Source organism: Peribacillus sp. NPDC097198, from assembly GCF_044762055.1.
Taxonomy (GTDB): domain Bacteria; phylum Bacillota; class Bacilli; order Bacillales; family DSM-1321; genus Peribacillus.
On the sequence record NZ_JBIWDO010000001.1, the window covers coordinates 490,018 to 510,898 of the forward strand.

The window sequence follows — 20,881 nt, forward strand, 5'->3', positions numbered from 1 at the left end:
CCCTTACCTTTTTCCTCTATCTTACCATTTTTGAAAATAAGCCAAAAGAAAAGCACAAGCTTTTAACAGCTGTGCTTTTGTCGCATCACTCTAAATGTCGACGTTGGAAGTCGGCAATTCGCTTGTAATCTCCTTCTAATTTTCGGCAAACGGACAGGTAAATCGACATGAGTTCTTGGTATATTTCCACATTTGCCTCAATGGGCTCGAGCTCATGGGTGTTACCGACCATATCCTCCACCGCATCCAAACTTTCGATTTCCCCTAAAGCGTAGAGACCAAGAATGGCAGCCCCTAGACTCGAACTTTCAAAGCTTTCAGGAATCTTCACATGCTGGTTAAATATATCAGCCATAATTTGACGCCAAAGCTTGGAACGGACAAAGCCGCCACTCGCATGGATTTTTTTGGGGGCCCCGGTCAATTCCCCTACAGTGAGCAGCACACTATATAAGTTATACATCACGCCTTCAAGTACAGATCGGACCATATGATCACGGGTATGATGAAGAGCCAATCCAAAGAAGGAGCCTCTAGCATCAGCACTCCATAACGGCGCCCTTTCCCCAGCCATATATGGGTGGAAAATCAACCCATCGGAACCAGGGGCGATATGCGTTGCCATTTCGGTCAGGATTTCGTAAGGGTCCTGGCCCAATACTTTCGCTCTCGCAATTTCCTCCCGACCAAGTTGGTCCTTGGCCCATCGGAAGGTAATCCCGCCATTATTGACCGGTCCGCCAATGACCCAATGCCTTTCAGTAAGGGCGTAACAAAACGTTCTCCCTTTTGGATCCGTAAGCGGATGGTCACTGACGGTACGGACCGCTCCACTTGTGCCAATCGTTACCGCAAATATACCCGGTTTGATGGCATTTTGCCCCAAGTTAGCTAGTACCCCGTCACTGGCACCAATGACCATTGGTGTATCAGGGGAAATATTCATGTTCGCAGCCAATCCCTCACCCAAGTTGGAAAGGATATGGGTCGTCGGCACAAGCCTTGGTAGTTTGTCCGAACCGATTCCGGCAATCACCAATGCTTCCTCATCCCACTCCATCGTTTTCAAGTTGAACAGGCCTGTTGCTGAAGCCATAGAATAGTCCATCACATATTCATTGAAAAATTTATAAATGATATATTCTTTAATTCCTAGAAATTTATCCGTTTTGTTAAAAATTACTGGGTGTTCATTTCTAAGCCACATGATTTTCGTGATGGGTGACATCGGATGAATCGGTGTCCCCGTCCTATGGTATAATGCCTCTCCCTGACTTGATGCCTTCAGTTCCTCGGCATAGGCAGCACTTCGATTATCAGCCCATGTAATGCTGTTGGTTAGTGGGTTTCCGCCTGTATCCATGGCAATCAAACTATGCATGGCCGAGCTAAACGAAATAAACCCCAATTCTTCTTTTTCAATCCCACTTGCAATCATGACCTCACCGACTGTCAGCAAGACCGCCTTATAGATTTCTTCAGGGTCCTGTTCTGCAACGGACGGTGTGGGACTGTTCAATGGATATCCCTTAGAACATGTTTGCACTACCTTACCGTCTTTCGTAAAAAGAACCACTTTTGTACTTGTTGTCCCAATATCGATTCCCATCATATAATTAGAATGTTTCATGCTATTACATCGTGCTCCTTTCTCTTAAACAATTGTATCCAATAGTAAGATTAGGATAAGCGAAACGACTGAAATGCCGTCCCCATTTTCGATTCATACATGTATCATCAATTACTAGATACAGGTCGGGCCAAATAGAATACGCTGCTATGTTCTTCTTTATTAAAACCCTTTGCGTAGACCCATGTAAAGGAAGAAACAAAGCCTAATCCGGTAAAAAGCGGGTTTCGTAAAATCAGGTCCCCCAATAGAGTCATAGGGTGCAGGGATGTAAAATGGCCTTAGAATTAGAATCACTCAACCATTCCAGTAGCTTAGCCATATGAACGGATCTTTAACAAACAGCTCCGTAATATTATGAGTGTTTCCCTAATTACTCCAACTCATAAGATGAATTATAGGATCATCAAGGGCGCTTACTAGACGAAAAAGGGAGGGACCCTACTCGGCGCAAATCAGGTCTCTCCCTTTATATACATATGTACCATCACACGAGAATAAGCGGACCGCAACGTTGGAAAATGTCCGCTTCTAGGCTTTCAGGATAGGTGATCAAAAAACTGGTAGATGGACCCGATGATTTCTCGATATCTACACGACTCTTTATCCGTTCGGGTATTCCCCCACCTTGAGGATCCAGCTGCTCCCATTCATAGGCAATGCCTTTCGAACCTACAGGAAGGAGGCGGACCCCTTCAAGTTCGGAGCACCATTTAAAGAGGGATAAAGGTGCAACCCACTGCTGTTGTTCCATAACCTCGTCGCCAACCAACGGCCTGCCGACAATGGCCATTTTCCGATTGGAAGTTTCCTTCGAACCCAACCCTTTTTCCCGTTTTCCAATGACCATCAACCCTAATGCGGATTGTTGGAGGGGCATGTTACTCTCTGTACTGCCAGTAATGGACAGGTCTAACCCTATTTCATCCATTCCCTTCCTCACACCCTTCGTCAAACTTCCCCAGGCCTCATCGCCACAGAAGTTTTGAAGGACGACAGCGATTGGGCTCCCACCGGAGGCCAAACATTCCATGACCGCTACCCGAAAAGAGTAATAGCCGACCACCTCATATGGGACATGAACAAGATCTTTTTCCTTCAGCCCGATTCCACCACTATTATCTGTTGAGATAACCAAGGACTGGGAATCATTGAACGGCAAGATCAGTGAATCCATCATCCAATCATTCCTTCTCGTATGAACACCTTTTTCAAGACTGGCACGAGACGAGGAATCAAAAGAATGCTCAAGAATACATTCAATGCTGTAGCCGCCGTTAAGGAAGGTACCAACATCATGTAAAACTCAGTGCTAACCAAGAATGCGAAAGGTAATCCTACGATGAAGGCATTACCTAAAAAGAAAAAGGAAAAAGCGCTTATTTTCTTATCGTGGTCATATAGGACACCAAACATCCAAGCAAGGACTGCCATTTCCAACATGATTAAGAAATGAAACGGACCAAGTGGCGTGCCGCCAATCAAGGCAGATAAGATATGGCCTAAACCAGCCACGATTCCTCCCGTAATCGGGCCTAATGCAACAGCCGCCAATAGTGCCGGAAAGCTATCGAAAGCTATACTTCCAATTGGGGAAGGAATCTTGATCATCGCCCCGACCAACGATAAGGCGATGAACATGGAACTCATGGTGATTTTTCTTGCGTTCATGTTTATTCCTTTTCCTTTCTTTTTCCTCCGCGGAATACGTTAGCACTACGGGCATATTCGACATCCTTCACACCAAGGCGGAAGTTGATCACTCGTGCGACCGCAAAGAAATAATCCGATAACCGATTTAAATATTGCAGGGAAAGAGGAGACACCGCTGCACCCGATTTGATCAAGGAAACCACCAATCGTTCAGCCCTTCTTGTAACGGTACGTGCTATATGGATTGTTGCAGCCGCTTTTGTACCACCTGGCAATATGAACTTTTCCAATTCAGGGGCTTCGACGATGAAGGCATCGATTCGTTCTTCTAAGTATGTAATCGCCTCATCCGTCAACTTTTGAGGGGCTTTATCAGAAACGGTCGCCAAATCACCACCGCAGTCAAATAGCTCATGTTGGATCTTTTCCAAATCTACTAGTATATCTTCAAAAACCGCCGAATCCAATTCAGTTACGGCAAGCCCAATATAGCTATTCACTTCATCCACAGTCCCGTAAGATTCAACACGGATATCATCCTTATCCAAACGGCCCCCGATTACGCTTGTTTGCCCTTTATCACCTGTACGTGTATATATTTTCATCTCTATTCCTCCTCTATTTAATTCGTTGATTGATTCCATACCAAATGATATCCACGCGTGTAGAAATGGAGGCCACATCTTGAAAGATCCATCCGCATGCATCACGCCATTGACGGTTCTTTTTTTCGATTGGAACGATGCCTTTTGATAGATCCGAACCGATGACAACACATGTGCGACCACTTTCTTCTTTCTCCCATATTCGCCAGCCGTCCAGGATTTCCTTCCACTTCTTCCGGATTGACTCCACATCCATGATATTCACATCCTGCCCAATCCACGCATCGATTCCCTGTAGCACGACGATATCCTTTTGAAAATCTCTGAAATCCGGTTGGTCGTTTTGATAGCCTGATAGCCATAGACCCTCAGTATTCAACCCGTAAAATTGCTTGACCCATTTAGTTTTCCCATTATAGGCACCGCCTGTAACAAAGTGCAACGTTCACCCCTCCTCAACCTTTCCTTGTTTTCCCAAATCAGCTCATACCCCTTCGCATGGGGTATCGACCAATCCCAAAAGGGCTTTTCCACCGGTGCATAACGGGCAAGAAGCTCACGTATCACACCTCCATGAGTCATCACCGCATACGTGGAGCTATCCTCATCCGCGATCAACCGGGCCCAGCCATTATGAACCCGCCTGGAAAACTCAGGATAACTCTCCCCTTTAGGAACAGCTGCCACCATGGGATCCTCCAGCCATTTTTGATAATCAGCATTCGTCTTCAGTTCTTCATAAGTTCGGCCTTCCCACCTGCCGAAATTCATTTCACGGAAAGCAGGCCATCCCACTGGATCAACCTCTGGGAACAGATGCCTTGATGTTTCCATGCACCTAAGTAAGTCGCTTGAATGAATCCTTTCATATCTTGGATAGTATCGCTTCCATTCTTCGATATCCCTTTTTCCTTTTATGCTTAAGGGAGAATCCGTCCACCCTAAATAGGCTTTTCGCTCATTGGCTTCCGTCAACCCATGGCGAAGTAGTGTAATAGCCACAGAATCAGCCATAACCACACCTCCACTCCTTCAACTGACGCGCCCAGCACATCACCCGTTATTCCACCGAACCAACGGATGATTTTCCGTTTTATATAAAGGAGAAAGAGTAGTGCGGCGATCCCCATGATCGCGAATAAAGCCATGAGGTTGATATCGATTAAATAAGCTATCGCAAAACTTAAAAGCAGGTAAATCCAATATATGTGCAAGCTGTTTTTCCTGACTGCACTTTGGAAAAAGGCGCCCAGTCCCTCTTTTTTAGCCAACTGCATCCGGCTAAGTAAATAGCCCATCACGCATTTACTTAGAAAGGGAACCATGATAATCAAAAAATAAGTCCATTCATTGATCCGTTCGATGATTTCATACATCCATATAAAGCGGGCAGCTAACAGCACAATGACAGAAATGACACCAAATGCACCGGTCCTGGAGTCCTTCATGATCTCCAGTCGTCGTTCTTTATCTTGGTACGAAAAGAAGGCGTCACTTGCATCAATCCAACCATCAAGGTGCAACCCACCTGTTAGGGCAATCGTTAATACCCATAGCACAAACGCAATGGCTAGGGGGGAAAATGGTGTCCATTCCACAAGCCCGTATAGCACTCCCCCTAATATCAGACCTAGAAACAATCCGACCAAAGGAAACGTTTGGATCGCCCGGTGAATATACTTCTTATCCATTGGAAGTTGTTTCTTTATGGGAAACACCGTAAAAAATTGCAAGTTAATTAAGAATCCAATCCAGCTATTCATTCAGGGATACCCGCTTTCATCCTTAGAGGGACACCTGATTCGACAAGATAGGCCTCATCTGCCCTTTCAACGATCGCTTGATGAAGCAATCCGAGCACTTTTCCGTATGTATGTAGAAATTCATCTTGAAAAATGGGCTCCTGTAACACTTCATTGCTTACGATAATCAGGCTTTGAGCTTCCTTCCTGATTTCACCGATGCCCTTGATTATTTTGGTGAATACTTTATGTAGAAAATCCTCTGTAAGGGGCACATTAGGCAGAAATAATTCATTATCGAGCAACGTCGTCAGGCAATCAAGCAAGACGATTGATTTTGCATCCAGGTCCTTCCCTATTCGGCTAACATCCGTCGGATATTCTGATGTCCTCCATGCAAGCGGACTTCTATGCCTGTCCTGACGGTGCCTATTAATCCGCTCTTCCATTTCGGCATCAGAACTCCGGCCACAAGCAAGATAATGTAGGTTGCCGCCCGATTGAATGGCAAGCTCCACCGCCTTTTTTTCTGCAAAGCTGCTTTTACCACTTCGAACGCCCCCCGTTATAAAATAGAGCCTAGAGTTTTCCACTGTTTTACCGCCTCCATCAATGCCTTATTATCCTGCTCACTTTTCACTGCAAACCGGAGCCACCTGCCATCCAAACCAGGAAAATTATAAGTATGGCGCGGCACGATGCCCCTTTTCAGTAAAAAGGGAAACAGGGAAAGAGACTCGTCCCTCACTAAGTAAAAATTCACCGTACTTTCAGAGACCTCGATATCCAGTTCCTTATAAAAGCGGAATAAATCCCTTTTTTGCCTTTGAATATATGCTCTTGTTTTACTCATATATGCTTCTTCTGCCAAACAGAGTTTGCCTACCTCCAGGGCGATATGGTTGACGCTCCAATGTGGTTTGAAGGTCTTGGCCCGTGTAATAATGGTCGGGTCAGCCAATAGGTAACCCAGCCTTAATCCAGGTATCGCGAAAATTTTCGTCATTGATCGTAAAATGAGCAAATGAGGAAACTCTTTAATAAGAGGTGCATAGGAAAAGGCATTATCCGTAAAATCATAAAAGGCCTCATCCAGCACCATCATGCATTGGGCTTTTTGGCATGCTTCGATTAGTTCCCGTACTGTCTCCTCCTTATAAGAAATGCCAGTCGGATTATTGGGCGTACATAAAAAGATGGCAGCATACTGAGGCAAAAGCGGACGTAATCGATCCAAGTCCAGTTCCCACCTGGGCGCTTCCAGTTGAAAAAAGTCGACCTCGCAACCTGCTGCCAAACAAGATTCGGCATATTCGGCAAAGGCTGGTTGAATGATTAACACTCGTTTATTCGCCAGTTCTTTCGCCACAAGCGTTATGATTTCCGCTCCCCCGTTTCCAACAAGTACAGAATCTTCATGAAGTGCTTCTTTTTTTGCTATCATATGTGTCAGCTCTACGGCATGTGGATCTGGGTAGTCGAGGATACCCTCAAAAAACCCCGACCATCTCTGTTTTATACTAGAGGGTGGACCCAATGGGTTGATATTGGCACTGAAGTCCACATACGATTGTGGCATTTCGATTCCCAGTGCTTTGTAAAGATAATGCGGATTAGAGCCATGAGTTGGTAATTGCAAATAAAAGTCCTCCTAACCAAAGCATCAACAGGAATAAAAAAGAAGTCCGATGCATGATGGTAATCGTTTTTTTTATATGAATCGCTTCTAGCGGAACAATTGGAAGGCCCATTCTAGCTCGATTGGACACCACACCTTTGTACATATTCCTTCCGCCCAGTTGAACGCCCAGGATGGCTGCAACACCCGCTTCGCACCACCCACTGTTCGGACTTGGGTGCTTATGGGCATCCTTGAATAATATAGCCCACCGCCCCTTCCAGCCGTTATGGACTGACTTTGATCCAATCAGCATCAAAAAACCGGTTAAACGGCTCGGAATCCAGTTCACTAGATCGTCAAGCTTGGCAGAAGCCCATCCGAAGTCAGCATATTTATCATTTTGGTATCCGACTATGGAGTCGCATGTATTGATTGCCCTATACATCATGGCAAGTGGCGCGCCTCCGATGGCAGCCCAAAACAGGGGAGCCGTAATACCGTCACTCGTGTTTTCCGCTACCGTTTCAACGGTACCCCGAACAATTTCCGGTTCATCTAGATCTGCCGTATCACGGCCCACAATATAAGAAAGCTTCCTCCTCGCCTTGGCCATATCCCGTGTATTCAATGGTCGATAAACATCCATTCCCGCCCGTCTTAAACTCTTTTGAGCGATCGTGGTGGAAATGAGTAGCGCTTCCCAGATGATACCGGCAGCAGGATGGATTCTATACGCTAAATAGACGGTGATGCCTGTGGCCGCCAACACGAGCAGCAAGATGAGCAGTAGCATGAACAGTCCATTCCGCTTCTTTCTTGTCCCTTCGTTGAGAGCTTCATCAAGTTTATTGATAAGCAATCCTATCCATTTAACCGGGTGTGGCCAATCAGGAGGGTCGCCAATGACCAAATCTAGGATAAATGCCAATGTGATTGCATAAAGATGGTGAAAAATCATAAGCTTTCAATCCGTTTCCTACTATTTTCAATCGCTTCCACCGTACAGTCATAAACGCCACGGCTAATTAACTTCCCGAGGGGCGTGATGGTACCCGCATAACGGAGGGTGGTTCCTCTTTGTGTTGCTGCAATCAAGATGCTATCCGTCGATGTTCCAGTCGCCCATGTGTTTGTCACCTGATCTAAGACATGTAGGTCATGAAGCGCTTTAACCTTCGCCTCGGTAGCTGTCACGATACAGTGAATGAACGCTTCTTCCGCCAAATGGCCATTCACGAAAACCCAGGTATTGATCGTACCCGGCGATGAAGTCCATGAATGCCTGTCTGCCAAAGAGGCATCGATGGCATTCCCTACCCCCGCTGTTACCATGATGAATATCGAAAAACCCTCATCTCTTAGAAGTCGATATGACACTGTATCCAAAAACACGGCCGTCATCATTCCGACGGTTTCCTGCGGTTCAAATCCGTATGTCTTCAAATAGTCAGCCATTTCAGCAATATGGTCATCACAATTGTAATCGTAGTGGACATGTCGATTAACAAAGTGCTGATGCCACCCCGTTCCCGAACCAGTTACGCCGGATGACATGGTTCTAAGCGGAATGGGTGAACTTAAATGAAGGAACTCCGGAGCCTGGTTCAGATAACTTTCATTGATCTCCAAAGGGTCCAGCTCTCCTGTATGCTTCTCGGGTACAATGAACATTTGCGGCTTAGGTAAGGCAGGATGAGGATGTTTTTCGATCTTTGTCCTATATACCTCCTGAATCCGCTCCTGCTGAAGCACTTCATTCGGCACGTCAATCACTTGGACTCGCCCTTTTTCAAGCAACATCAGGCGATCGCAATATAAGCCAGCCAAGTTCAAGTCGTGAAAAATTGAAATGACCGTCAATTGTTGTTCCTTAGCCATTTTCCTCATCAAATCAAGAAGTTCTTTTTGATAAGACAGATCCAGGTGGTTCGTCGGTTCGTCGAGAAAAAGGATTTCCGGTTCTTGTGCAAGAGCTTGTGCCAACAAAACACGTTGTCTTTCCCCACCTGACAAACGTTCAAAATGCATTTCCTGAAAGACTGCCACTCCCGTTTGCATCATCACGCGTTGAACGATTTCTTCGTCTTCAGACGTCCAACTATGAAACCACCCTGTTTGATGCGCATATCGCCCAAGGGCCACGGTATCTTTTACTGTATAGGAAAAAGCCAATGAGGAATGCTGCGGCAAAACGGCGATGACCTGTGCCAGTTGTTTGGACGAATATCCCTGTAGGTCTTTCCCCTTAATATCGATGGTTCCCGCCTGATACGGCAGGATACCGCTAAGCATCCCCAATAGCGTCGTTTTCCCACTTCCATTCGGACCAAGAATACCGAATAATTCTCCTTTTTTTACATCAAACGAGACGGAGTCCAAAACCGTTTTATTATCATATCCTCCTGTTAACCCTTTAACTTCAAGCATACACTTCTACCCTTCTCTCCGTCTCTTTAATAAAATAAATGCGAATGCCGGCGCACCGATAAGCGAAGTAATAACACCTATCGGCAATTCTGTCGGTGCGATGATCGTTCGTGCCACCAGATCAGCCAATATTAAAAATCCGCTTCCCACAATCATTGATAATGGCAACAGATGCGTATGGTCTGGCCCCCAAATCCTGCGGACCAAATGGGGGATGACCAGCCCTACAAAGCCAATCGTCCCTGATACGGCAACGGCAGCCCCTGTCAGTATCGAGCCGGCGATCAGAATCAGCATCTTCCTCCGCTGAACATTCACGCCTAGGTGCCTCGCACGGTCTTCCCCAAATGTCATGGCATTCAATTCGTGGGTATTCATCATCAAAACGAGAGAACCAAGGAGGAAAAATGGCAAAATGATCGTGACATGACTCCAACCACGCATCGAGACACTTCCCATCAGCCAGCTGATGATTTGCCTTAACTCCTCACCCGTCAATGCAATCATCAATGAGATGAAAGCACTTAAAAACGAGCTGAAAATGATACCGGTTAAAATAATCGTTTCTACCTTCATGGAACGATCCATTTTTCTTGCAAAGGTCAATACGCAAAAAATCGTCAACAATGAAAAAAGAATGCTTAATGTAGGCAGTGTATATAGGCCAAAAAACGGCAGTGACAAATTCAAAAACAACGTTAATACTGCACCAAGCGAAGCCCCTGAGGATATTCCCAGGGTATAGGGGTCAGCTAGGGGATTCCTGAGCAATCCCTGAAATGCTGCCCCTGCTATTGCAAGGGATGCCCCAACCAAACCTGCAAGCACGACCCTCGGCAGGCGGATGTTCATCACGATATTCGTCAGTGTCCCATCCGGTTCCATGGCCAGGGGCAAATGAAGGACTTCCTTGCCAATGATTTGCAAAAGCACTGGTATCGGAACGGAAACCGATCCTAAGGAAATACCGATCAATATCGAAATAACCAAAAATGATAGGGCAAATACATAGGCCAATGCCCGTTTAGTTTTTAAATACGTTCGGATAGACTGATTTGGCAAGTTCCTCTACTCCCTCTATAAGCCTAGGACCGGAACGAGTGACAATATCTGAATGGACATCGAAAACCTCACCATTCTTAACTGCCTGAATGTCGGCCCATCCATTTCTTCCCGTTACCTCTTTGACTGGATCTCCTGTGTAGTAACCATAGGTTGTAATGATGACATCCGGGTTGGCCGCTATCATCGACTCTTCATCGAGTTTTACCCAGCCATCCAATTCACCTGCGACATTATCCGCTGAAATGATGTCCAGCATTTCATCCATGAAAGTATTTTTTCCCGTTGTATAGATTTCAGGTGACGGTGAAACCTCTACAAAAACACTTTTTCTATCCTCACTCTTGATTGCCTTAGCCTTTTCTTTGATCTTTTCCAGCTTGGTCTGCATCGTCTTGACGATTTCCTTTGCCTTATCCAGTTCCCCTATTGCCGTTCCAATCATCTCGATAGACGTATACACTTCTTTAAAGCTTTTAGCATCATTCACGATTATAACTGGAATACCCGCATCCTTAAGCTGTTGGATTCCTTCTTTGGAATTATGGGCACTCTCATGAGCAAGAACGATATCAGGCTGCAAGGCTAAAATCATCTCTGTATCTATTTCCATTCCACCTATCTTCTGAATATCTTTCGTTTCTTCCGGGTAATTGTCATTTTCAGACACTCCAATCACTTTCTCACCCGAACCTAGCGCAAAGACCGCTTCTGTATTACTTGGGATTAATGAAACAATTTTTTCTGGTTTCTGCTCGATGGTGACTTTGTTACCCACTGCATCTTGTAACGAAAGCGGGAAGCCCTGGTTAACAGCTTGTTTTGTCGACTGGTTTTCTCCTGTTCCATCCTGGGAGGCATCGCTACAGCCAACCAGTATACCGACCATCAATCCCATCACAAGCATGAAACTATATATCTTCCTCATCTTAAAACCTCCATCATTTTTGAGTTCATTTCTGGACCTTCACACATGTGTTGCGAATATCAAAAGACATACAAAAAAGCATCCCCCATCAAAACGGAGGATGCATGTATGGCAACGGAACAAAAAAGGGACATAGCTCTGCCACACACCTCCCCATCCGCGTGGTTACCGGTGTACAATTTTGGCAGGTCTCCTGGCTCATGGTCATTGCTAACGGCACCTTCCCATATTATTCATACAGTGGTATACATCCGTTAACTCCCATTTACAGTGGCGCGACCGCGTTGGCATTTCACCAACTTCCCTTTCAAGTCCTTACAGACACCAAATTGTTCATATGTATATAATTTCACTGCCTTTCATTATACACCATTTAGGAAATCGTATTATATGATATTTCAGATTACTTTAAATTAAGATTTGGAACGCAAAAAGGCAACCATCACATGGCTGCCTTCTATAGCTTTAGATGTCACTATTAAAACGGCATGTACTTTGATCACGTAAAAGACCTAGATCTTTCGGCACCATCGTTTCAATCAAAAAGTCATCCTCTTCCTCATAAATGATTTTCTTCATTTCGATTCCGAAGTACTCTTTCATCCGGGCTTCCGTCATCACTTCGCGGACTTCGCCATACACCACACGCTTTTCCTTGGCAGTCATTAAAACATGGTCAGCCAAGTAGAATGCGTGGTTCGGATAATGCGTGTTTATGATACAAGAAATGTTCTTCTCTTTCGATAACCGCTTAAGTGTCTGTAAAATCACGATTTGCTTTTGAATATCAAGATGCGATTCCGGCTCATCAAGAATCAATACATCCGGATCCGATACAAGCGTCCGGGCAATCAAGGCCAGCTGCAATTCCCCACCACTGACGGAATTACAGGACTTTTTGGCAAGGTGCGCAATGCCAACCATTTCAAGAGCAGCGATGGCAGCCTCCCGGTCCTTTGCAGAAGGCTGGGACAGCGTACTGATATAAGGCGCCCTTCCCATAATGACAAGCTCTTCCAAAGTAAATCCGAAAACCATTTTATGTGCCTGAGGAACATAACCGATTCGTTTCCAGATCGTTTTGCGTGATAGCGCAGTAAGCGGCTTTCCGTCGATGAGCGTTTGACCCTTTTTCCAATCAAGAAGGCCGGTGATACACTTCAGCATCGTGGTTTTACCGGCACCGTTCGGGCCAAGGATCGCCATGATCTCTCCGTCATTCAACGAAAAGTCAATGTCGGTCTGGTAAAGAAAAGGAGCTTTCTCTCTTTTTTTAGCATAGAAAAAATTCCCTCCCTGCACCTCGATTTTCATGACCACCCACCTCCTGTCTTTCTAAGTAGAATCGCAAAGAATGGTGCGCCGATAATGGCTGTCAATATCGATAGCGGAATTTCCGTAGCGGTTACAGAACGTGCCAGGTTATCGATCAGGAGTAAATAGGCGCCACCAATCGATAGGGATACCGGCAGGACAAGTTGATTGTTGTTCCCGACGAGCATTCTTGCCACATGAGGGATAATCAGTCCTACCCAGCCGATGATACCGGCTATCGCTACAGATGAAGCCGTAATTAACGTCGCACCAAGAATGACCGTCCACTTCAATCTAGTGACCGGGATACCTAGCGATTTTGCTTCATCCTCAGGTAAGGTCAGTAAATTGATTCTCCAGCGTAGTGAATATAAAATCAAGATGCCGACAAGGATGATTGGTCCACCCACATATAAATCCTTGTATGTGGCCGTTCCAAGGCTTCCCATTAACCAGTATGTGATGGCTGGCAGCTTTTCCTCAGGGTCGGCGACAAACTTAATTAACGAGATCAACGCTTGGAAAAGGGCGGAGGTGACAACCCCAGCCAAAACAAGCATGAAGACCGGTGAATCTTTTTTGCCGCTGATTATGAACGTGAAAACGATGGCGGCTAAACCACAGCCAAGTGCCAAGACTTGAGATGCAAAACCATGTCCCAATAATAAAATCCCAAGGGAAGCACCGAACCCAGCACCTGCAGACACTCCTAGGATATCGGGACTGACCAAGGGGTTGCCGAACATCCCTTGGAAAGAGGCGCCTGCAATCGATAGGCCCGCACCGATTAACAAGGCCAGTAAAATTCGTGGCAGACGTATTTGAAGGACCACTGTTTCTTCCATCTGTGTCCATGTTGGCTCGATTGGAAACACAGTTGAAAGCAATATTTTAATTTGAGTCCCTAAGTCCATTCCAAAGCGTCCGATGCTCAATGATAGGAGAACCATCGCAATGGGCAATATCCAGAAGAGGACCGTTTTCCATTTTTTCATTTTTATTCCCTACTTTACTGTTTTGCGGCTTCGGAAGATGGGTGAAGAATGTTCTCTACTTGTTCTTCCGTTACATCATAATCATAGAACTCTGAGTAGTAATCCGTGATTTCATCCTTCATATCATAATCAAATAGCTCGGGATGATTTTTCTGAGCCATCCATTTTAACATAAGAGGTGCATCACCGCTTGGTGGGAACCATCTATAGATGCCCAGCGGAATTTTATATACATTTCCTTCTTGTACAGCACTGACCTGACTCCAATCTTGTCCGTTCACTGTATTGTTCGTTAGGTCTTCAGGCTGAGTTGTCGAAAAGTTCGTAATGTAGATGATATCCGGGTTCCATTTGTAGATTTGTTCCATATTGACTTCTTTTGTTCCTGTAACTTCTTCTGCTGCTATATCATAGGCCCCTGTAGCATTTAACCATTGGTTACTAAAGAAGCTCTTCCCACCGACCATGATGCTTTTATCACTGTGCTGATAGAGGATTAATGCTCTAGGCTTGTCTTTATCCTTAATGCCATCTAATTTCTTATCCAATTCGGCTTGAACGGCTTGGCCCTTTTCCAAGAACTTGTCCGTTCTTTCGGTAGTGCCCGTAATTTCCCCAGTCAGTTCCAACCAACTGTTGAAGGTAGCCAATGGCTCCGCAGCTGCTGCATCCATAGGGTTGAGTGCCACAACCGAAACACCTGCATCTTCTAATTTGTTTATGGACTTTTGGTCCTGTGCTTTTTCAAAGTAAAGTTGCGGATTGACTTTCATCAATTCTTCCACGTTCACTTCGCCATTTTTAATGAATGATGTATCTGCCTTTAAAATATCGGGTGATATTTCAGAAAGAATCGAGTTTTCCGCGGCATTATACGCATTAGGATGCAAGCCGACAACTTCCTTCGTCGAATTTGTTGCTACATACCAAGTCGAGAAGTACGGAAGAATGCCACCGACCGCAATACGTTCCACTTTACCTGGTACCGTTACATCACGGCCAAGTTGATCTTGAATCACTTTTTCCTCTGCAGTCGTCTGTTTTTCTGAAGTATTGCCTTTCGAATCATCCCCAGAGTTTCCACAGCCCGTAATCAAAGCGGCCATCGCAGTGGTTGCCGCTAACATTGTCCATTTCTTCTTCATAAAACTTCCTCCTTATCCTTCTCTAAGCCACTTAGCCATCCCATGTAAGAATGGTTTAGATTGGTCGATGAATCCAAGTCCAATGTGGAATATTGGATCAAGGGTGGTAATGATCAATTCGCCTTTATAAGACACATCATCGGTGTAGATGATCGAGCGACCGTCGGGAGTATTCACAAGTGATTTTGCCCCTTCCGGAACTTTGAACGTCCCGTGGTAATGCCACTTCATATCTGATAGGGATACATGCTGATATAAAGGATGATCTGTATTTTCAGCCATTAAAGGTAAATCTCCATGCTCCTTCACCCACCAACTGAAATTCACTTCAGATTCCTCCCAGTCTATACCAGGAAGCCAATTATCCAGCACTTCACCGAAAACGACTAGACGTTTTCCCTCTTGAAGGAACTTCACGAAAAGCGATTGGTACCGTTTTAAAAGCATTAGGGACATCCGATCATTAACAATTAGCGTGTCATATTGACTTAAATCATATGTATGGAGCTGACGAAGTTGAAGCACATCATCATACATATAAGCAAACTCATCCATTTGAAAGAAACGATGATGGAAACTATAACCGTTATCTAAGATTGCCACTTTCATTGCTTTGTTTCCCCCTTGTTTGCTTCATACTCTTCGCGTATCCAGTCCAAAATTTGTTGACGTAGCACACGCGAACTATTTTCTTGGATTCCAAAGCGGTACAGATCCGTTCCTGCACCCGCGACAATCGTGCCACCGGTCGTTTTTCGGTCAATGTAAATGATTGCTTTTCCTTCTTGGTCTTCAACGATTACTTCCGAATGTTCTGGAGCCTCAAGATATCCTCTTGAGAAAAAGCCACGAACCCCTTTTTTATAATTCAAATCATAAGGGTCAATTCCTGCGAACATAGGATGTACAGGCTCAGTCAAGCGGATTTCACGGTCCTTCAAAGAAATCGGAGAACGCATCCAATTTCCGCAACCAGGTAACCAAGGTAGGAAATTTTCGGTTTGGGAAAGAATGACGCCGCCATCATTCAAATAATTTTCGATGATTTCTTTATGTTCAAGTAAAAAGGCCTCTTCCACGAAATTAGTCACGATGACCCCAGCATATGCCGAGAAATCAGCAAATGGAATATCATACAATTGCAAAGAAACCAAACCATTTTCATGATCGATGTCTTTAAGTCTTGTGAATTGAATATCAGTACTTATATAGGCTATAGGTTTCATAATCAACCATCTTTCTTATATTGATATAATATTTTTTCGATTGTAAATATTGTCAAATGTTGATTTAACGGGATATAATCACTTTTATTTATTACTTCAAGATAGAATATTTATGTTTATCAGTATAAGTGATAATGATTATCATCGTCAACAAAAACTTTTATCCAGTTGGTTTTATCAAAAAACTAGTGGGGTAACTGATGGACTCCACCGTAGTTAGCCTTTCTCTGTCGAACGAAAAAGCATGGCGCGAAAGGTATTTATCGCCTTCTTCACACTGCCATTCAGACACTACAAGGCAGTCAATATAGATAATTTCCCATGAATATTTTCGCAACAAGAGGCTATAACCTTGAAATGTTTACTAATAACAAATATAATAAGAAAGTCGTCGTTACCTTTATATGTCCCAGTAGCTCAGTAGGATAGAGCGACAGCCTCCTAAGCTGTAGGTCGTAGGTTCGATTCCTATCTGGGACGCTAAATGGAAAACAGCCAAAACCTTGTAATATGGAGGTTTTGGCTGTTTTTTTTATTGGAACAATGATAAAAGTAGAAATATTGATGTAAGTTGTTTATTAAAAGAGGGATATGGCATCCAGCCTGTCCAATTATTCATACCATTTAATGAAGACTGCCTTCCTTTATGTCCATATAAAGTGTTCGGTCTGATTGAACTTCAGCATAAAAGACATCAGAGATTGATGTAATACCAGCTTTAGCTAATTGACCATTCAACCACTCCATATCAAGGTTTAACTGATCCAGGTTATCCATGTTGACTACCCCATCCGAAATAACGCCTGTTATGATGGGCGAAGGGTTCTTTTGAAGATTTCCAATATTCATGTCGCCTCTTACGATAGGCTGTTTATGTTCTTTCTTCATAACGGAAAGCTTACCCGTAATTTCAAAAATGGCATACTCCACTTCAGTGATTGAGAATATACTTTTTTGCCTAAGCAATGCCATTAACGTATCTGCATCCAAGTTAACCTTGCGAAGTGGTTTTTCCATCATTTTACCGTTTTTGATAATGATAAGGGGTTCCCCATCAATTACTCTTCGTGCTTTTTTAGACTTAATGACAATTCGTCCAGATAAGATCGTAAGTAAACTCCATATCATTAAGGCGACTATACCATTTTGAATGCTTAAACGATGGTTGAAAGAAAGATTTCCCGCTATTGAACCGATGGAAATGGCAGAAGCAAAGTTGAAGAATGTCATCTCTGAGATTTCTTTTCTTTCCATCACCCTTGTTAGAGTCAAAAGAATAACAAAGGACAATGATGATCTAATGATTATTTCGATAACCCCAAATCAATTCCCCCTTTTCTACAATATTATTTCCACCATTGATAAAAATATCGTAAAAAGGTTATTTTTCTCGAAGGCGAAATAATACAAGACTCTAAATAATAATTACTCGTATATTTTTTTACTTTTTTTGAAAAAATTGTTTAATCTTGTCCCGATCGGGTAGATAAATAGTGTAAGACATTCTCACCAAAGGAGATGATGTGCAAGATGAGTACTATCAGAAGCCAATGGAACAAAGAGAATGACGCAGCGGTGTTTAGTCCCGGTGATCAGCGTTAGAAGCTAGTGAAGCTTTCATGAAAACCACGAGGAAAATACAAATCTTCTCATCCAAAGGAGGATACCAACATGAGTATTTACAGCCAATGGAATCCAGAGAATGACGAAGCAATTTTCAGTCCAGGTGATCAGTGTTAGAAACTAGTAAAGCATTCGATGAAAACCATGAAGGAAAATGACAAATCTTCTCACCAAAGGAGGATACCAACATGAGTATTCACAGCCAATGGAATCCAGAGAATGATGAAGCAATTTTCAGTCCAGGTGATCAGTTGCCCTTCAGTGCGCTCACACCATTAGAAACGGTCAAACAGACGACCGATAAAACACCTGAATTTGATTTACAAGGTACCGTACTGAATAAAATCTAATTGATATTGATGAATGATAGAAAAAGGATGGAGCAAATCTGCTCCATCCTTTTTTCATATTCAGATGAACTTCGCTACTTCATCTAACGACAATCTTGTAGTTTGGAAAGAAGGTGAAGCTGCCTTCCCTTTTGCAATTAAGACAATCGGAACATAACGTTCAGGCACATCGAATCTTTCAATGAATTGTTGTTTATTATACCCACCCATTGTAAGTGTGTCGTATCCCTTAGATTTCGCTATTAGCATAAGCTGCATCGAAACAAGTCCAGCATCAAAATTAGCCATACTCTCCCTGGTTTCTCTTGAAGCATCATTCCGATACTGGACTTTTCCTATTATTTATCGAATTTCAGTTTCGCCAATGCATCCGCTAATGCTGTATTGATTGGCTCCTCTTTGTTTTGCTTTTTCATATAATTCGAGACTTCATTTTTAGACACTTTCTTATTCTTGTTTTGACCTTTTCGTTTGTTATATGAAGAAAGCTTTTCATGAAAGCCACATTTACATGTGAACGTCTGTGCTTCTCCTTGCCCTCTCATTTCCATTTTCTTATGGCATTGTGGGCATCTTGCATTTGTTACACGTGAAACACCTTTTTTATGCCCGCATTCTCGGTCTTGGCAAACGAGCATTTTCCCTTTTTTACTGTTTACTTCAAGCATCAACTTGCCGCAATCCGGGCATTTTGTACCGGAAATGTTATCATGCTTGAATTTTTGATCACTCGTCTTGATTTCGTGAACGATATTTTTCGCATACGTGCGCATATCCCCAATGAATGTACGCTTATCAAGCGTTCCGTTAGCAATGGCTGTTAGCTTCTGTTCCCATTGTGCGGTCAACGCTGGCGAACGTAGATCTTCGGGAGCCAACTCGAGGAGCTGTTTACCTTTTGAGGTAACATGAAGACCTTTTCCACGTTTTTCAATCAGGAAACTATTGAACAATTTTTCAATAACATCGGCCCGGGTCGCAACGGTGCCGATTCCCCCGGTTTCCCCCAACGTCTTAATGAGTTCCTTGCTTTCCCCAGCCATGAAACGAGCGGGATTTTCCATTGCAGATAACAAGGTGCCCTCATTGAATGGCTCCGGTGGTCTTGTTTCTCCCTCTGTTTGTTTCACTGCCGTGATGTCTAAGATGTCACCATTCTCGAGTGTCGGAAGCAATTGCTCTGTAAGGCCATCACTTGCCTCTTCTTCCTCGAACTGATGATCATAGACTTCCTTCCAACCTGATTTCAAGATGACTTTTCCTTTAGCGACGAATGTTTCACTGCCCACTTTTGCGGTAACGGTCGTTTGCTCATATTCAAATGGTGGCATCAGAACCGCAAGGAACCGTTTGACGACAAGGTCGTAAATTTTCGATTCCTTGTCACTCAATTTACCCGGTAGAGGCGTTTGCTCAGTAGGTATGATGGCATGATGGTCACTCACCTTGCTGTCATCCACGAATGATTTATTGGCCTTGATTGGGCTACGCAAGATTCTCGATGCATATTGGGCATATGGCTTGATGCTGACTGCCTGTAATCTTTCTTTCAGCGTCTCGACCAAATCCGAGGTTAAGAAACGCGAGTCCGTTCTTGGATAGGTCAGGACTTTATGTCCTTCATATAAACGTTGCATGATGGAAAGTGTCTCTTTCGCCGAATAACCGAATTTCTTATTGGCATCCCTTTGTAGCTCAGTTAGGTCATATAACTGGGGCGCAAAATTCTTCTTATGGGCTTTTTTCACTTCCACCACTTCAGCCTTTTTGTTTTTCACATCAGCAAGGACTTTGTCTGCCTTTGCCTTTTCGAATGTGCGTATATCTTTCGAATGGGCGTCTTGCCAGACAAGGCGTAGTTGAGATTCTGCCGTTGCCGTAACGCCATAAAATTTCCTTGGCTGAAATTGTTTGATTTCCTTTTCCTTGGCAGCTATCATCGCTAGTGTAGGCGTTTGAACCCTTCCGCACGATAACTGGGCATTATGCTTCGTTGTCAGTGCCCTTGTAGCATTCATACCGACAAACCAATCCGCCTCGGCCCGAGCAACTGCAGAGGCAAATAGATTCTCGTACTCTTTCCCATCCTTCAGCTTGTTAAATCCATCCTTAATCGCCTTATCAGTTACCGATGATATCCAGAGCCGCTTGATTGGTTTTTTAACATTCGCTTTTTCCAGAATCCAACGTGCAACGAGCTCCCCTTCCCGTCCTGCATCGGTTGCGATGATGACGTCCTTGACATCACTGCGGTTCAATTGCGTTTTTACCGCTTGAAACTGCTTTCCGGATTGCTTGATTACGACCAATTTCAAGGATGGAGGCAACATAGGGAGGTCTTCGAGCCGCCATGTTTTGTATTTTTCGTCATACGTTTCCGGATCTGCATGGGTAACTAAATGACCAAGCGCCCAGGTGACGATATACTGACTTCCTTCCAAATAACCGTTGCCTTTTTTTTCGCAATTCAGCACTTTTGCTATATCTCTTCCGACCGATGGTTTCTCGGCCAGTACGACTGTTTTACTCATCAAATACATCCTTTCCCTTTTAAACTGAT

Annotated in this window: 22 protein-coding genes, 1 tRNA gene and 1 riboswitch; of the genes, 2 read left to right on the forward strand and 21 right to left on the reverse strand. The window is 44.0% G+C overall.

All coding sequences use genetic code 11. From position 1 onward, the window contains the following. Positions 1–85 precede the first annotated feature (85 nt). The 18 genes from gntK to ACIQXQ_RS02430 form a co-directional block, all read right to left on the reverse strand. A complete protein-coding gene (gene gntK, locus ACIQXQ_RS02345) occupies positions 86–1,630 on the reverse strand; it encodes a gluconokinase (protein ID WP_402954959.1) in 1,545 nt (514 codons plus the stop codon). A gap of 487 nt (positions 1,631–2,117) precedes the next feature. After that, positions 2,118–2,810, reverse strand: coding sequence for an AIR synthase related protein (locus ACIQXQ_RS02350; RefSeq protein WP_402954962.1), 693 nt, complete (start codon positions 2,808–2,810; stop codon positions 2,118–2,120). Then, positions 2,807–3,301 (reverse strand): ECF transporter S component, encoded by a 495-nt coding sequence (locus ACIQXQ_RS02355; protein ID WP_402954969.1) that lies wholly within the window; start codon positions 3,299–3,301, stop codon positions 2,807–2,809. The genes ACIQXQ_RS02350 and ACIQXQ_RS02355 overlap by 4 nt, the downstream gene beginning before the upstream one ends. A gap of 2 nt (positions 3,302–3,303) precedes the next feature. Next, a complete protein-coding gene (locus ACIQXQ_RS02360; protein ID WP_402954972.1) occupies positions 3,304–3,888 on the reverse strand; it encodes a cob(I)yrinic acid a,c-diamide adenosyltransferase in 585 nt (194 codons plus the stop codon). Between the two features lie 13 nt (positions 3,889–3,901). Next, positions 3,902–4,330, reverse strand: coding sequence for a bifunctional adenosylcobinamide kinase/adenosylcobinamide-phosphate guanylyltransferase (locus ACIQXQ_RS02365; RefSeq protein ID WP_402954975.1), 429 nt, complete (start codon positions 4,328–4,330; stop codon positions 3,902–3,904). Next, complete coding sequence (locus tag ACIQXQ_RS02370) at positions 4,264–4,902, reverse strand: histidine phosphatase family protein (protein WP_402954978.1); 639 nt, start codon at positions 4,900–4,902, stop codon at positions 4,264–4,266. The genes ACIQXQ_RS02365 and ACIQXQ_RS02370 overlap by 67 nt, the downstream gene beginning before the upstream one ends. Further along, entirely contained in the window at positions 4,860–5,651 is a 792-nt protein-coding gene (gene cobS, locus ACIQXQ_RS02375; RefSeq protein WP_402870151.1) for an adenosylcobinamide-GDP ribazoletransferase, read from the reverse strand. Before cobS ends, ACIQXQ_RS02370 begins: the two co-directional genes overlap by 43 nt. Next, positions 5,648–6,223 carry a bifunctional adenosylcobinamide kinase/adenosylcobinamide-phosphate guanylyltransferase gene (locus tag ACIQXQ_RS02380; protein WP_402954981.1) on the reverse strand — a complete coding sequence of 192 codons (576 nt, stop codon included), beginning with the start codon at positions 6,221–6,223 and terminating at the stop codon, positions 5,648–5,650. Before ACIQXQ_RS02380 ends, cobS begins: the two co-directional genes overlap by 4 nt. Further along, positions 6,196–7,269, reverse strand: a complete 1,074-nt coding sequence (gene cobD, locus ACIQXQ_RS02385; protein ID WP_402954984.1) for a threonine-phosphate decarboxylase CobD — start codon at positions 7,267–7,269, stop codon at positions 6,196–6,198. Before cobD ends, ACIQXQ_RS02380 begins: the two co-directional genes overlap by 28 nt. After that, entirely contained in the window at positions 7,244–8,209 is a 966-nt protein-coding gene (cbiB, locus tag ACIQXQ_RS02390; protein WP_402954987.1) for an adenosylcobinamide-phosphate synthase CbiB, read from the reverse strand. The genes cobD and cbiB overlap by 26 nt, the downstream gene beginning before the upstream one ends. Continuing rightward, the gene (locus ACIQXQ_RS02395; protein WP_402954990.1) at positions 8,206–9,678 is read right to left on the reverse strand and encodes a heme ABC transporter ATP-binding protein; all 1,473 of its coding nucleotides are present in this window, start codon (positions 9,676–9,678) and stop codon (positions 8,206–8,208) included. The genes cbiB and ACIQXQ_RS02395 overlap by 4 nt, the downstream gene beginning before the upstream one ends. 6 nt (positions 9,679–9,684) lie before the next feature. Further along, entirely contained in the window at positions 9,685–10,740 is a 1,056-nt protein-coding gene (locus ACIQXQ_RS02400) for a FecCD family ABC transporter permease (protein ID WP_402954994.1), read from the reverse strand. After that, positions 10,703–11,668 (reverse strand): helical backbone metal receptor, encoded by a 966-nt coding sequence (locus tag ACIQXQ_RS02405; protein ID WP_402954997.1) that lies wholly within the window; start codon positions 11,666–11,668, stop codon positions 10,703–10,705. The genes ACIQXQ_RS02400 and ACIQXQ_RS02405 overlap by 38 nt, the downstream gene beginning before the upstream one ends. 166 nt (positions 11,669–11,834) lie before the next feature. Continuing rightward, positions 11,835–12,012: riboswitch (cobalamin riboswitch) on the reverse strand. A 121-nt stretch (positions 12,013–12,133) separates the two neighbouring features. Beyond that, positions 12,134–12,982 carry an ABC transporter ATP-binding protein gene (locus ACIQXQ_RS02410; protein WP_402955000.1) on the reverse strand — a complete coding sequence of 283 codons (849 nt, stop codon included), beginning with the start codon at positions 12,980–12,982 and terminating at the stop codon, positions 12,134–12,136. Continuing rightward, positions 12,979–13,977, reverse strand: a complete 999-nt coding sequence (locus ACIQXQ_RS02415; RefSeq protein ID WP_402955003.1) for a FecCD family ABC transporter permease — start codon at positions 13,975–13,977, stop codon at positions 12,979–12,981. Before ACIQXQ_RS02415 ends, ACIQXQ_RS02410 begins: the two co-directional genes overlap by 4 nt. Positions 13,978–13,991: 14 nt before the next feature. Further along, on the reverse strand, positions 13,992–15,122 hold the full coding sequence (locus ACIQXQ_RS02420) for an ABC transporter substrate-binding protein (RefSeq protein ID WP_402955006.1): 1,131 nt from the start codon (positions 15,120–15,122) through the stop codon (positions 13,992–13,994). A 12-nt stretch (positions 15,123–15,134) separates the two neighbouring features. Further along, positions 15,135–15,731 (reverse strand): hypothetical protein, encoded by a 597-nt coding sequence (locus tag ACIQXQ_RS02425; RefSeq protein ID WP_402870120.1) that lies wholly within the window; start codon positions 15,729–15,731, stop codon positions 15,135–15,137. Next, positions 15,728–16,348: a hypothetical protein gene (locus tag ACIQXQ_RS02430; RefSeq protein WP_402870117.1), complete on the reverse strand. Its 621-nt coding sequence runs from the start codon at positions 16,346–16,348 to the stop codon at positions 15,728–15,730. Before ACIQXQ_RS02430 ends, ACIQXQ_RS02425 begins: the two co-directional genes overlap by 4 nt. Positions 16,349–16,754: 406 nt before the next feature. Between ACIQXQ_RS02430 and ACIQXQ_RS02435 the strand changes: the two genes are divergently transcribed. After that, positions 16,755–16,828: transfer RNA gene (locus ACIQXQ_RS02435), tRNA-Arg, on the forward strand. A gap of 144 nt (positions 16,829–16,972) precedes the next feature. Here the strand turns inward: ACIQXQ_RS02435 and ACIQXQ_RS02440 are convergent. Next, positions 16,973–17,662 carry a YetF domain-containing protein gene (locus ACIQXQ_RS02440; RefSeq protein ID WP_402955132.1) on the reverse strand — a complete coding sequence of 230 codons (690 nt, stop codon included), beginning with the start codon at positions 17,660–17,662 and terminating at the stop codon, positions 16,973–16,975. Between the two features lie 497 nt (positions 17,663–18,159). On the opposite strand from ACIQXQ_RS02440, the gene ACIQXQ_RS02445 reads away from it, so the two are divergent. Further along, positions 18,160–18,321: a hypothetical protein gene (locus tag ACIQXQ_RS02445; protein ID WP_402870111.1), complete on the forward strand. Its 162-nt coding sequence runs from the start codon at positions 18,160–18,162 to the stop codon at positions 18,319–18,321. Positions 18,322–18,381: 60 nt separating this feature from the next. On the opposite strand, the gene ACIQXQ_RS02450 is transcribed toward ACIQXQ_RS02445, so the two are convergent. Both ACIQXQ_RS02450 and ACIQXQ_RS02455 read right to left on the reverse strand, forming a co-directional pair. Next, positions 18,382–18,663: a nitroreductase family protein gene (locus ACIQXQ_RS02450; RefSeq protein ID WP_402955136.1), complete on the reverse strand. Its 282-nt coding sequence runs from the start codon at positions 18,661–18,663 to the stop codon at positions 18,382–18,384. Then, on the reverse strand, positions 18,660–20,852 hold the full coding sequence (locus ACIQXQ_RS02455) for a DNA topoisomerase III (RefSeq protein ID WP_402955009.1): 2,193 nt from the start codon (positions 20,850–20,852) through the stop codon (positions 18,660–18,662). The genes ACIQXQ_RS02450 and ACIQXQ_RS02455 overlap by 4 nt, the downstream gene beginning before the upstream one ends. Positions 20,853–20,881 lie beyond the last annotated feature (29 nt).